The organism is Psychrobacter sp. DD43, from assembly GCF_904846555.1.
Lineage (GTDB): Bacteria > Pseudomonadota > Gammaproteobacteria > Pseudomonadales > Moraxellaceae > Psychrobacter > Psychrobacter cryohalolentis.
Window position 1 is genome coordinate 35,800 of sequence record NZ_CAJHBE010000021.1, and the last position, 13,326, is coordinate 49,125.

The 13,326-nt window shown below is 43.3% G+C and carries 10 protein-coding genes and 2 riboswitches; of the genes, 5 read left to right on the plus strand and 5 right to left on the minus strand.

The window, feature by feature from the left end; translation table 11 throughout:
- Nucleotides 1-65: 65 nt before the first annotated feature.
- Entirely contained in the window at nucleotides 66-1,364 is a 1,299-nt protein-coding gene (locus tag JMX89_RS10895) for a ribonuclease D (RefSeq protein WP_201551544.1), read from the plus strand.
- Between the two features lie 10 nt (nucleotides 1,365-1,374).
- Here the strand turns inward: JMX89_RS10895 and JMX89_RS10900 are convergent, their stop codons facing one another.
- The 5 genes from JMX89_RS10900 to gcvT all read right to left on the minus strand — a co-directional run bounded on the left by JMX89_RS10900 (nucleotide 1,375) and on the right by gcvT (nucleotide 8,038).
- On the minus strand, nucleotides 1,375-2,052 hold the full coding sequence (locus tag JMX89_RS10900) for an esterase/lipase family protein (RefSeq protein ID WP_201551546.1): 678 nt from the start codon (nucleotides 2,050-2,052) through the stop codon (nucleotides 1,375-1,377).
- A 298-nt stretch (nucleotides 2,053-2,350) separates the two neighbouring features.
- Nucleotides 2,351-5,248, minus strand: coding sequence for an aminomethyl-transferring glycine dehydrogenase (gene gcvP / locus JMX89_RS10905; RefSeq protein WP_201532433.1), 2,898 nt, complete (start codon nucleotides 5,246-5,248; stop codon nucleotides 2,351-2,353).
- Nucleotides 5,249-5,311: 63 nt separating this feature from the next.
- On the minus strand, nucleotides 5,312-6,070 hold the full coding sequence (locus JMX89_RS10910) for a nitroreductase family protein (RefSeq protein WP_020443086.1): 759 nt from the start codon (nucleotides 6,068-6,070) through the stop codon (nucleotides 5,312-5,314).
- Nucleotides 6,071-6,418: 348 nt separating this feature from the next.
- Nucleotides 6,419-6,799 carry a glycine cleavage system protein GcvH gene (gene gcvH, locus JMX89_RS10915; RefSeq protein ID WP_011280078.1) on the minus strand — a complete coding sequence of 127 codons (381 nt, stop codon included), beginning with the start codon at nucleotides 6,797-6,799 and terminating at the stop codon, nucleotides 6,419-6,421.
- Nucleotides 6,800-6,865: 66 nt separating this feature from the next.
- Nucleotides 6,866-8,038 (minus strand): glycine cleavage system aminomethyltransferase GcvT, encoded by a 1,173-nt coding sequence (gene gcvT / locus JMX89_RS10920; protein WP_201532431.1) that lies wholly within the window; start codon nucleotides 8,036-8,038, stop codon nucleotides 6,866-6,868.
- 169 nt (nucleotides 8,039-8,207) lie between these two features.
- Nucleotides 8,208-8,346, minus strand: a riboswitch (glycine riboswitch).
- A 55-nt stretch (nucleotides 8,347-8,401) separates the two neighbouring features.
- Nucleotides 8,402-8,539: riboswitch (glycine riboswitch) on the minus strand.
- 383 nt (nucleotides 8,540-8,922) lie between these two features.
- Between gcvT and JMX89_RS10925 the strand changes: the two genes are divergently transcribed.
- From JMX89_RS10925 to JMX89_RS10940, 4 genes are all read left to right on the plus strand, one after another.
- The gene (locus JMX89_RS10925; protein ID WP_020443088.1) at nucleotides 8,923-9,246 is read left to right on the plus strand and encodes a YcgL domain-containing protein; all 324 of its coding nucleotides are present in this window, start codon (nucleotides 8,923-8,925) and stop codon (nucleotides 9,244-9,246) included.
- Between the two features lie 222 nt (nucleotides 9,247-9,468).
- Nucleotides 9,469-10,056 carry a hypothetical protein gene (locus JMX89_RS10930; protein ID WP_201532430.1) on the plus strand — a complete coding sequence of 196 codons (588 nt, stop codon included), beginning with the start codon at nucleotides 9,469-9,471 and terminating at the stop codon, nucleotides 10,054-10,056.
- A 286-nt stretch (nucleotides 10,057-10,342) separates the two neighbouring features.
- The gene (locus JMX89_RS10935) at nucleotides 10,343-11,197 is read left to right on the plus strand and encodes an AAA family ATPase (RefSeq protein ID WP_201532429.1); all 855 of its coding nucleotides are present in this window, start codon (nucleotides 10,343-10,345) and stop codon (nucleotides 11,195-11,197) included.
- 138 nt (nucleotides 11,198-11,335) lie between these two features.
- Nucleotides 11,336-12,559 carry a vWA domain-containing protein gene (locus JMX89_RS10940; protein ID WP_201532428.1) on the plus strand — a complete coding sequence of 408 codons (1,224 nt, stop codon included), beginning with the start codon at nucleotides 11,336-11,338 and terminating at the stop codon, nucleotides 12,557-12,559.
- Nucleotides 12,560-13,326: the final 767 nt, after the last annotated feature.

The window sequence follows — 13,326 nt, forward strand, 5'->3', positions numbered from 1 at the left end:
TCTTTTAATTTTATTAAGACGTGCTTTGGCGTTTTATCTCCTTTTATCAATGCAGGTATCTGCCCGTGTCTAACACTGCTCCAACCGAATCAAACCCTCAAAATACCCTTGCTACTGACGCAGTATACCAGACAGCCAATACAGCCGAATTGGTAGACTTGCCAGTAGAGCCGGATATCGATGCATTATTAGATATCGCTGATGAGGTTGCCATCACTTGGGTGCGTAAGCAGGGCCAGTTGGATGAAGTGATTGATGCATTGGCCACTTGCGGGCGCGTGGCATTGGATACCGAGTTTATCAAGCGTGATACTTACTATCCACGCTTGGCACTAGTACAGCTCAATACTGGCAATCATGTATATTTATTAGATGCGCCGCAGTTGCAACTGAGTGAGCTATGGCAAGCACTTATGAAAGTTGATGTGGCTATCTGGCATGCTTGTGGTGAAGATTTAGGCATATTTTATCTGTTGTCCGGCTGCCCGCCACTGAGCAATATATTTGATACGCAAATCGCTTTGTCTTATTTGACGGGACAATTACAGATGGGCTATCAGCAGGCGCTTGATGAGCAGCTCGATATGCACATCGATAAAGAACAAAGTCAATCAGATTGGTTACAGCGTCCATTATCTGATGAGCAAGAGCAATATGCGATTGATGATGTGCGCTTTTTGCCAGCGCTTTATTTAAGCCTTGAATATGCTCTAAAATCACAAGGTCTCTATGAGTATGTCTGGGAAGACTGTCAGCTTTATGCTAACGACTTATATAATGCGCAGAATGTTGAGGACGAGGCGATGTATCTGACCATGGCAGATTATCGCTATACCTCTGAGCAAATGGCAATATTGCAGGCGGTAGCGACATGGCGTGAAGAGCTTGCGCGTTCGACCAATCAGCCGCGTACGTTTGTGATAAAAAAGCAAGCGGTGCGTGAGATTATCACTGAAAAACCGAACACGATGCGCGAGCTTGCGCACAAAACCACCATGCACCGTAGCATGCTAAGGCTATATGGCGAAGAGCTGCTAAAAGTGATCAAGGATGCAAAAAACCTGCATCCGGCTGAGTACCCTGATTGCCTACTGCCGCCGTATCGCTCAAAAAATAAAGTGTTGTCAAAAGCGGTGCAACAAGCCATAGATGATCAAGCAGAAGCTATTGTCGTACCTGCCAATGTCTTGATGCGTAAAAAATGGCTTGGGCAATTATATGAAGTGATTGCCTTTGACAAAGATATCAGCGAGCTGCCAGAAGGCTTAAAAGGCTGGCGCAACGAGTGGGTCATGGATACCTTAATACCTGTGATTAAACAGCACAAAACTGAGCTGCAGCAAGGTATGGGCATTACTGTTTAACGTCTGACACTTATCTGCGTTCAAATTGACCGTGCTGTAAAAAATATATGGTCTGTTTGGCGACCTCTTTATTAATCAACATGCTGGTATGCGAGACTGGCAGGATTAAATGGTCTGTAGCAGCTTCAAGTTTGGTTTCTTCTACATATACTGTGCCATCATGGATGAGATGCTGCTTCAGTGGTGGTACATCTGCTTTACGCAGCTTACGGTTATGATGATGCAAAAATAACTGTCCCATACCATAAGGGCGATTGCCAGCAATCACGCCAAGCTCAATGTGTTTTGGTAATAATGCAACAGTACCATCTAGCGCATCAACGTATGAACGCCCGACTACCGCTGGCGCCAAATGCCAAAGATAATCTGCGCAAATGCTACCCATATGCGGCGTACCTAGTGTGACGCAACGTCCAATCTGCCACTTGAGATACTGAGTGACAAAATCACGAATAATCAAACCGCCCAAACTATGACCGACCAAATCTATTGGTTGATCAGGATCATGATTTTCTTCAAGCCATTTGTTAAGCCGATGACTATTGGTTTTAATACCATCTCGCATACTACGATAGCCAAATTGATGGGTATTAAACCCTTGTGCTTGCAAGCGTTTGGCCAATGGGCGCATAATAAATGGCGCGTGATGCAGTCCATGAATAAGAATGACAAGATTGTTTTTCTGCATAGTTAATTCTAACCAAGTGAATGATGTGAATAGATTAATAGCCATTTTATTATAGCGCTTAATATAGTTAAAATATCTCAAAAACGCTACAGTACTGCTGGTATAAATTTTTTGCAGCCTCTGTCTGCGCAGGCACAGCAAGCAAGAAAAATGAATATCAGCAGTACTTGATGTATCGATATTATTTTTCCCTGACTATATTGTCAGCAAAATAAAAACCTCCAAATCAGCGACTGACTTGGAGGTTTATTTTTATCTTTTATAAAGTATCAAAAACTAGGATTACATAAAACTGAGACTACATATAGTTTTCGATACTGGGGCAAGAACACATGAGGTTTTTATCACCATAAGCGTCATCGACACGAGCCACACTTGGCCAGAACTTATTGGTGCGGATATAAGGCAGTGGGAATGCTGCTGTCTCACGGCTGTATGGATAGGTCCATTCGCCGTCAATTACCATAGCAGCTGTATGCGGGGCATTGACCAATGGATTGTTCTCTAACGTCCAGTTGTCTTCGCCCGCTTTGGCTTTCAGCGCTTCCGCTTTAATAGATTTTAGAGCACTGATAAAGCGATCAAGCTCTTCTTTTGACTCTGATTCTGTCGGCTCAATCATCAAGGTGCCCGCTACTGGGAAACTCATGGTTGGTGAGTGGAAACCATAATCCATCAAGCGTTTCGCGATATCGCTTTCACTGATGCCCGTCTCTTCTTTTAAAGGACGAATATCGATGATACATTCGTGAGCAACGCGACCGTTTTTACCCGTATATAGCACAGGATAATGGTCTTTTAATTCAGCGGCAACATAGTTAGCATTCAGTAGCGCAAGCTCGGTCGCTTTTAATAAACCATCACGACCCATCATGGCAATGTACATCCATGAAATAGGTAAGATGCTTGCTGAACCATAAGGAGCTGCTGATACTGCTGAGCAGTCTTTTTGCGCATTATGTACAGGGCTCAATGTATGGTTGGCCATAAATGGCGCCAGATGCGCCTTCATACCGATAGGGCCCATACCTGGACCGCCGCCGCCATGTGGGATACAGAAGGTTTTATGCAAGTTCATGTGCAGTACATCAGCACCAACGTCAGCTGGCTGCATCATGCCAACCTGCGCATTCATATTGGCGCCATCCATATAAACTTGACCGCCATGTTTATGGATAAGATCACAGATTTTACGGATACCTTCTTCAAACACACCATGCGTTGATGGGTAAGTGATCATCAATGCACCTAGACGCGCGCTATGTTCTTCAGATTTGGCAGTTAGGTCGTCGATATCAACGTTGCCATTGTCATCGGTTTTGACCACGACCACTTTCATGCCCATCATCATAGCAGTCGCAGGGTTAGTGCCATGCGCTGACATAGGGATCAAGCAAACATCACGATCAGTCTCACCAAGTGATTCATGATAACGACGAATCGCTAGCAAGCCTGCATATTCACCTGAAGCGCCAGAGTTTGGCTGCATAGAGACATCATCAAAGCCGGTAATGGCTTTTAATTGCTCTTGCAAGCTATCAATCATGGCAACGTAGCCTGTGACTTGGTCACGCGGTGCAAAAGGATGCACATTGGCAAATTCAGGCCAAGTGATCGGTAGCATCTCACTGGTGGCATTCAATTTCATGGTACAGCTACCAAGTGAAATCATACTGCGGTTCATCGCCAAATCTTTATCTTCAAGCGATTTTAAATAACGCAGCATTTCATGCTCGGTATGATGCGAGTTGAATACTGGATGCGATAAGATGGCATCAGTACGCAAATGAGCACTATCAAGAGAGACACGAGCGTCTTCTGGTAAGTCATGTGCTTTAGTAACGAAAAGCTGAGTTAGGACATTAAAGTCTTTCTGATCGCTGGTTTCACTGAACGCAACGCTTAATTTGGTCTCACCAAGACGCCATAAGTTATAACCAACATTGTCAGCATTTTGAAAGATTTGGCTAGCAAGTTTTTCTGAGCCACAATCAACCACAACGCTATCAAAGAATTGATCATGGACCACATTTAAATTACTATCGTTGCCGTTTTTGATGACGTCAGCGAAGGCAGTCGCAAATGCATGGATACGAGTAGCGATACGCTTTACACCACCTGGACCATGATAAACCGCATACATACCAGCTAGGTTTGCCAATAGTACTTGTGAGGTACAGATGTTTGAGTTGGCTTTTTCACGGCGGATATGCTGCTCACGAGTCTGTAGCGCCATACGTAGGGCAGTATTGCCTTGTGAGTCTTTTGAAACTCCGATAATACGACCAGGTGCTGAGCGCTTGGCTTTATCAGAGAACGCAAAGTAGGCAGCATGTGGACCACCAAAGCCCATTGGAATACCAAAACGCTGCGTGCTACCCAATGCCACGTCTGCGCCCATGTCAGCTGGTGATTTTAGTAACACCAAACTCATGATGTCACTGACGACACTCACATAAGTTTTGTTTTTCTTCACAGCAGCAATGACGTCTGTTAAATCTTTAACATCGCCTTCAACACCGACATATTGGAATAATGCACCGAAATAGTCGCCTGATTTAGCCAGTTCAAAATCACCAACCACCACTTCCCAACCAAAATATTTGGCACGAGTATTAATCACATCTAGCGTTTGCGGATACACGCGGTCATCAACGAAAAACTGCATAGACTTACTTTTGCTGACACGTTTTGACATTGCCATCGCTTCAGCAGCAGCCGTTGCTTCATCAAGCAGTGAGGCGCCAGCAAGCTCAAGACCAGTCAGGTCGATACAAACTTGTTGGAAGTTAAGCAAGGCTTCTAGGCGACCTTGAGCGATTTCCGCCTGATAAGGCGTGTAAGCGGTATACCAACCTGGATTTTCAAGGACGTTGCGCTGAATAACTGCTGGCATACGCACAGGCGAGTAACCTTGACCGATATAGCTCTTATTAACAGTGATGTCATCTGCCATGGTACGCAATTTGGCAAGCGCTGCGTGCTCACTCATCGCCACTGGCAAATCTAATTCTTTATGCAGACGTACTGGTTCAGGCACGGTATCATTGATAAAGCTTGCCATGTCGCTATAACCAACAGCGCTGAGCAGGTCAGCTTGTTTGGCATCATTAGAGCCAAGATGACGATAAACAAATTCGGCTTCATTGAACAAGCCTTCAAACGTATCAAGCGTTGGGTTTTGAGAGATAGTCATGGTGATCCTTGGTAAATATAGGAATAAAGGAGATGGCTATAATAAAAATAGGGTAGTAGCAGGTTATACGTAATGTACAAATTGGTCTTGCTCAAAGCGGAACTGGGTATTGTAAACGCCATTATCAGCACGCTCCCCAGCACCAATCATCATAACGATATGATGATTATCACTCAGCTTTAATAAGCGCTTCATAGCAGGCTCATCGAAACCGCCCATCGGGCAGCTATCAAATCCATGCGCGCGTAAGGCAAGCATTAGATTTCCAGCCGCTAATGCGGTGTTATTGGTTGCCCAATTTTTGGTATCTTCAAAGGTATAATAAGGCGATTTTATAGGACCCTTTATACGTCTGACTACTTGAATGGCGCTCCATTTGGCTACTGATACCACGTTAGCAGGTCCACGTAAAAAATCTAAGGCAACGACTTTGTTGTAGTAGTCTTTGACTTTTTTTGGCACCGGCATATCAGGGTATTCACGCAATATTTGCTTTGCATGGTCATGCCAAACATCAGTACGAGCAACGACCGCAATTAAACGTGCTGAGGTTTTTGCTGCGTTTTGATTCATGCAGTTTTTGACTGCGCGCTTGCGCTTACCAGCATCATCAATAACATAAAATTCCCATGGCTGAAGATTGCTTGAGTTTGGGGCAAGCATTGCCAAACGCAGGCAGTCTGCTAATACATCGTCAGGTATCGGCGCATCTGTAAATCGGCGTACCGAACGGCGCGACTCTACCACCTCACAAAATGCTTGCAGCTGCGGGGTGTGACTAGGCGTCGCAAGACTGTCTTTATTGCCAGTATTAGAATTCATAGTAGGATCCATGCTGAGGAATGAGTAATCAGCTTCAGGCATTATCGATTGCATATCTTCAATAGTGTCTGACGAGTGATTAATATGAATAAATCAGATAGCAGTTGGGCGTCATAAATTGAGTGCTGATTGTCTTGAAAATACTGCATTGAAAACACGGTCTTGCCATTATTGGCTTAAAAGTAAAGCACACAGATACCAGCGCTTGCCAGTATCTGTCGAGTTGCTTCTTTTCATCAGTAAACATTTTATAAATGACAATCTTATCAAGACTGTCTTATCAATAAAAATATTAAAAGCAGCAATACTAAAGTTAAATGCTGCCTTTAAGAGAGTGTAAGACTGATATTACAGCTCGTTTTCGTACTCATCAGCCGTTAGCAGCGCTTCATAGTCAGCGATATTGTCAGGCTTCATTCTGAAGAACCAACCTTCGCCATATGGGTCAGAGTTGATGATTTCTGGATCATCTTCTAAGGCTTCATTGATAGCAACCACTTCACCTGAAATAGGCGCATAAACGTCAGAAGCGGCTTTTACTGATTCAACAACAGAGATTTCGTCATCAACAGCGATGATGTCACCCACGTCTGGCAATTCAACAAATACTACGTCACCCAATAGGTCTTGAGCATGATCAGTGATACCAACCGTGATAGTACCGTCGTCTTCTAAGCGTAACCACTCGTGGCTGGCGATGTATTTTAGTTCTGCTGGGATATTACTCATGGTTTCTCTCCTAGGTGATAGAGGTTAATTAATAAAAAAGAAAGCTAATAATAAATTTTCTGTTGCCTACGAGTCAAACTGCTGCTTGCCATTACGGACAAACGGTAGTTTAAGCACGCGTACATCGACGAACTTACCTTTACCGCGCAGATCAATTTGCACATTGTCATCTTCTGCTAGGGTAGCAGGAACACGGGCGATAGCGATAGAATTTTTGAGGCTAGGAGAGAAAGTACCACTAGTAATGATACCTTTTTGCTCTTTATCAGTGCCTTGATTAATGGTCACTTCCATACCTTCACGTAATACGCCACGGCTAGTCATTAATAAGCCCACTTGCTTCATAGCAGTATTGTCATCTTTTGACTGTTTGCGTTTGCTGACCATAGCATTGCGACCAATAAAGTCACGCTCGTCTTTTAGCGCCAGTGTCCAGCCCATGTTGCATTCATAAGGGCTAATACTTTCATCCATGTCATGACCATAGAGGTTCATGCCAGCTTCCATACGTAAGGTATCGCGAGCGCCAAGACCGGCAGGCTTTATGCCATTGGCTTGCAACTGCTCAAAGAATGCCGGCGCATCATCGCCATGCATAATTACTTCGACGCCATCTTCACCGGTGTAGCCTGTACGAGCGACAAACCAATCCGTGCCTTCGATGTCTGTTAAATCAGCACCAACAAAAGGTTTAAGCGCAGCTAATGTATCAGCCCAACTGGGTTTAATCTTTGCTAATTTTTCAACTGCATTAGGTCCTTGAACGGCAAGCATCGCAAGTTCTGTGCGCTCAGTTAAGACAACATCAAAGTTTTTGGCTACTTTTTCAAACTGTGCCATATCTTTATCTCGCGTTCCAGCATTTGAGACGATACGGTATTCAGTTTCATCAGAATTTGATAGATAAACGATTAAATCGTCGATGATGCCGCCTTCTTCATTCAGCATTGGAGAATAAAGGGCTTTACCAGCTGTTTTTAGTTTATCGACATCGTTAGCCAATAGCTTCTGTAGCCATGCTTTGGCATCCGTGCCTTTGATATCGACAATAACCATATGAGAGACGTCAAACATACCGGCGTCAGTGCGTACCGCTTCATGCTCTTCGATTTGTGAGCCATAATGAATAGGTAGCTCCCAACCAGAAAAATCTACCAGTTTGCCATCACTCTCGACATGAGACTGATAAAGGGGAGTGCGCTTAGGGGCTTGGGTGTCAGTATTTTGAATATCGGTCATAACAAATCCTTATGTGGACATTAGCTATACTTAGTAAAAGTATTAGGGCTGATGTACATGATCATAGTAGCGAGAAGCAATATTGCAGGGTACAAGCATTGCAACCAAGGGTAGTACAGAAAAAAGATAAAACTGTCCGCCAAACAAACGCTTAACGTCAGTTTAGAGGGAAGCCCTATCTGTCCTGTGACCTGAGATTTTCAACACGATCCATCATCGTAAGTCTTTAACAGAGCAATGATGTCGCGTTTTCTCCCCTTCGGTGGGTAAGGCGTCGTCCGTCCTTACCGCTCTCCAGATTTGTTATGCCTAAGGTTTAAAGGGCAATCCGCCAATCAGCGCGATACAAATAAACCGTTGTGACATGTGTTTTCAGTCCTTTTACCTGAGCGATTGGCAGGGTGGATGCGCCTTCGGTGGTCGTATAGCGGCTGTCAGTACAAGCTCATTGATACGAGCATTACTAACTTTAGGCTAAAGACTCTCTCCTGAAAAACGCTTTTATTATGAAAGGTTCACAGCTTTTTTACAACCCATCATATAAATTATAGTGAATAATTTTAGCAAACATGCTTTTTTATACGGACAATACATCGAACGACAGCAAAATAGAGTACATGTGTTTCTGTAAAATTACATAGTGCCAATAAAAAATAAAGCTGAAGCATTTGTTATAAAAATTTAAAAGTATAAAATTTATCTATGAGCGTTATGCTTGACGGTACAAGGCGTGCAGGGTGCTCATATGAAGATATTCCTTACTTTCTCTTAAGCTAAGTTGCGATAGTATTTGGGATGCTTTACCTTATCTGAACGTAAAGTCACTACTGATAATGGCTTGAAATATGCTAATCTATGACGATAGTTTCTGATAGGTTGTTTTTATGCATTGCGATATTTATAAATTCCTTAAACATGATGATATGTATATCTATATTGCCCGTCCTGATTATCCGAATGATACGGATGAAATCAAAGATTGGCTGGGTGTGTTACCCAAAGACTTTCGTGCAGGCTTAGGTCGTAGCAAGTTTGTCATGCATCTGGATTTGGCTACAACGCCTACACTTGCTAGAGTGGACAAAGAAGAAGTGCTAGAAAAGCTAGCGTCGCAAGGGTATTTTGTACAATTACCACCACAAGATGTCATGCGCCGCCAAGCAGAATTGCGTGCCCGCGAATCTCAAGACAGTATTTATAATACGTAATAGTTATAAAAGTACATTTTAACAAGGTTTACGTCGATATTTTGCAGCTCGTTTTATCAAGTCTAATTTTTTAGCTGGCTTTTTTGAACAGAGTGGATAGATACAGATGAAATATCGAAATATATAGTGTCATGCATTTTGATGAATAGTCATGATAAACTAGCAGTTTATTAATATAATCACTATCCCGCAATATTTACGAACGCAGGTAATAAAACACGCATGGACTGGTTAAAAAATATCTTACACAGCTTACCACTAGAAGCGATCAGCGATATTCTTGGTGAGATTGCTATTTGGTGGGGGCAGCTGGTAAAAGACGTACCGGTAGCAGATTTACCAATGTATGCTTATCTTGGTGGCGTCATTATCGTGTTAGTACTTTGGCTACTGGTCGCGCGCATATTACCACGTCCATTAGGCGGCATGAGTTGGATGATACTGTTTGCTGTATTATTAGCACCAGGTACAGCACTGGGTGACCCAAGTGTGATTGCACCTGCCAGTATCAGCGTGGTCTATGCGATTATGATGAAAGACACGACTGGTGCGATTGCCAATATGCTGCCCATCATGGTGGTATTATTTGTTGGTTTATTTGTTGGTTTTGTTTGGCAGCTGATTCGCGGCGCCTTTGAATCAAGCTTAGATAAAGCTCGCAGTCGTACCGCACAGGACAAGCAAGCAAATATGCAGCTAGCTTCTGGCAATTATTTGGCGACAGAATCTGATGAAGTGGTGGCAGTTAAAGATATTGATCCAGCAATTAATCTAAAAAAGGATACGCCTGTATCTAAAAATAATGATTAGTCTGAATGCGATTGCTTTAACGCTATAACCTTTTAAAGTATTTCCTTTCTAGTTGACAGTGTTGATTCCTGATTCCTGATTCCTGATTCCTGATTCCTGATTCCTGATTCCTGATTCATGCATTTTTTCTAATGATTATAAAAGACACCATGCGTGTCTTTTTTTATATGATAAATATCTGCGAACGCATGAGTATTTTGGCAATCAATAAGGCTGTGCTAATCTAAATGACAATTTATTAACGCTCTTAAAACCTTTTAACGATAACAATAAATGAGATTGTATTATGACCGATAAAAAAACCAAATTTACGGGTACGAAAAGCTATATCGCTACTGATGATTTGCAATTGGCAGTCAATGCGGCAATGACGCTACAAAAACCGCTACTTATCAAAGGTGAGCCGGGTACAGGCAAGACTTTACTAGCAGAAGAGGTTGCTGAAAGTTTAGGTATGCCACTGATTACGTGGCATATCAAGTCGACGACTAAGGCAGAGCAGGGTTTGTACGAGTATGATGCGGTATCGCGTCTGCGTGATTCGCAAATGGGTGACGATAAAGTCTATGAGATTGGCAATTATATCAAGCCGGGTAAATTGTGGGATGCCTTTACCAGCAAAGAGCGTAGTGTATTATTGATTGATGAAATTGATAAAGCAGATATTGAGTTCCCAAATGACTTGTTGCATGAGCTTGATAAGATGTCTTTTTATGTTTATGAGACGGGCGAAACCATCACAGCAGCGCAGCGTCCCGTGGTTATTATCACCTCAAACAATGAAAAAGAGTTACCAGATGCGTTTTTGCGTCGTTGCTTCTTCCACTATATTGATTTCCCTGAAGAAGAAACCATGCGCCAAATTGTTGAGGTGCATTTTCCTAATATTCAAGAAAAACTGGTCAATGATGCGCTTGATATCTTTTATAAATTACGTAACGTTCAAGGACTCAAAAAGCCGCCATCAACGTCTGAGTTGGTCGATTGGTTGACGCTATTATTGGCGGATGATATGGCACAAGCAGAGTTAGAAGAAAACTTGCGCGGTGAAAAGTCTATTCCGCCACTATATGGTGCGTTACTGAAAAACGAAGCCGATGTGAATTTGTTGCAGCGTTTTGCTAATATGATGCGTCGTTAATATTTGTAGCTTGCATTGATTTTAACATCAGATATCAAAGTCAAAGTCAATGCCAGCGCTTAGCCTATGACTGTATCAATTAATGATATCAGCAATATCACCAGATAATAATATCAGCCAATAAGTGATACGACTCTTATGTTTATCAAACTATTTTACACCTTGCGTACTTATGGCGTGCCAGTCAGTACGCGCGAGCTGCTCGATTTAAATGCTGCGTTAGAGCAAGGGCTGATGATGCAGCCGCACCCTGAAGATCCAGCATTGACTACTTTTGCCAGTCGTGAAGACATGTATCGTCTGATTCGATTGTGCATGGTCAAAGACGAGCGCCATTTTGATAAGTTTGATCGTGCCATGGCGGATTATTTCGAAGGCGTCGATAGTCTAGACATGGATGAGCTGTTGGCCAAGCTAACGGACGTGCCCAAAGAATGGCTCGATTTAAAGCTTGATCCAAAGAACCTGACCGATGAGCAGAGACGTCTGCTAAAAAAGTACGGTTCACTTGAAGAGCTGATGAAGGCGTTAGAGGAGCGGTTAAAAGAGCAAAAAGAGCGTCATCAAGGTGGTAGTAAATGGGTAGGGACGGGTGGCACCTCACCGTTTGGCGCTTATGGTGACCATCCTGAGGGCGTGCGTGTCGGCGGTGAGTCACGCAAACGTAGCGCTGCCAAAGTTTGGGAGCAGCGCAAATATCGCAATCTTGATGATGACAGTCAGCTCGGTACTCGTCAAATTCAGATGGCGCTACGCAATCTGCGCCAGTTTGCACGGACCGGTAGTGCTGATGAGCTCGATATTCATGAGACAATTAAGCGCACGGCAAAAAAGGGTGTACTCGATATACATATGCAAGCAGAGCGCCGTAACCGTGTCAAAGTGCTAATGTTGTTTGATGTGGGCGGCAGTATGGATATCCATGTCGAAGCGCTCGAAAAACTGTTTTCTGCGGCGAAAAATGAATTTAAAACCTTAGAGTTTTTTTACTTTCATAACTGCCTATATGATTATGTCTGGAAGGATAATAACCGTCGTCATAGCGCACCGATGCCAACGTTTGAATTGCTTAATAAGTATGGCCGAGAGTATCGGGTCATCTTCGTTGGTGATGCGTCGATGTCACCCTATGAGCTCATGACGGTAGGCGGTAGCGTTGAATATATGAATAATGAAGCAGGCATCGTCTGGTTAAAGAGGGTGCTCGCGCACTTTGATAAAGTCGCTTGGCTAAACCCTGAGAATCCAACCTATTGGCAATATACCCAAACCATCGTTGAGATTAAAAAACTGTTTGATAATAAGATGTATCCGATGACGTTACATGGCGTGGAAGATATGACCAATTATATGGCGCGGTAATATTATATCAGCTTTAGAGTAATTGAATGTTAGCTTTGCAGTCAGTTTTTAGATGATATAAATCAGAATAAAGAAACAGCTTCTATTATTTAATAGAAGCTGTTTTTTTATAACATTTTAATTGTTTACGATAAGCAATTATTGCCTCATCATTAATAATTAAATAATAGGACGATTCCACGCATCACGTACGGCAAATCTAGCATCTGACCATTCTAAGCGTGAGTTGCCACGTGAATTCAACCAATCTCTCTGCAAGTCTTGCTCTACCAGCTCAAACGTTTGATCGTTACCATACTGCTTGCGCTGCGCATAACCATAACCATAGGCATTACGATAATCAGTATCGTAGTCATATTGCGGGTTATAGTAGTCAGTCGTCGCATGCTGAGTACGCCAGTAAGTGTCTTCTTCCATATTGCCTTCAAAGGCATTGGCAACGGCGTTACCAGCTGTTGCACCGACGACTGCACCAACGGCACCGCCTACGACTGAACCTACTGGACCACCTACTGCACCGATAGCTGCGCCTGCTGCTGCACCGCCGACCATACCTGTACCACTACTAACAGGATTGGCTTCTCGTTGTACTTCATTTTGATCAGTAGGATTAACGGCTTCACCAACTTCTTGGCCACCAGCACCACCAGCAACTGCGCCTGCTAAGCCGCCGATTACCGTACCGACTGGACCACCAACTGCTGTACCTACAGCAGCGCCTGCTGCTGCACCGCCCAGTGCACCAGTACCACTAGCAATAGGATGCG

Coding starts and splice junctions, on each gene's coding strand:
- JMX89_RS10900 (WP_201551546.1), bottom strand. CDS start 2,052: ATGCAGAAAAACAATCTTGTCATTCTTATTCATGGACTGCATCACGCG.
- JMX89_RS10930 (WP_201532430.1), top strand. CDS start 9,469: ATGGACTGGTTAAAAAATATCTTACACAGCTTACCACTAGAAGCGATC.
- JMX89_RS10925 (WP_020443088.1), top strand. CDS start 8,923: ATGCATTGCGATATTTATAAATTCCTTAAACATGATGATATGTATATC.
- JMX89_RS10910 (WP_020443086.1), bottom strand. CDS start 6,070: ATGAATTCTAATACTGGCAATAAAGACAGTCTTGCGACGCCTAGTCAC.
- gcvT (WP_201532431.1), bottom strand. CDS start 8,038: ATGACCGATATTCAAAATACTGACACCCAAGCCCCTAAGCGCACTCCC.
- JMX89_RS10940 (WP_201532428.1), top strand. CDS start 11,336: ATGTTTATCAAACTATTTTACACCTTGCGTACTTATGGCGTGCCAGTC.
- gcvP (WP_201532433.1), bottom strand. CDS start 5,248: ATGACTATCTCTCAAAACCCAACGCTTGATACGTTTGAAGGCTTGTTC.
- JMX89_RS10935 (WP_201532429.1), top strand. CDS start 10,343: ATGACCGATAAAAAAACCAAATTTACGGGTACGAAAAGCTATATCGCT.
- gcvH (WP_011280078.1), bottom strand. CDS start 6,799: ATGAGTAATATCCCAGCAGAACTAAAATACATCGCCAGCCACGAGTGG.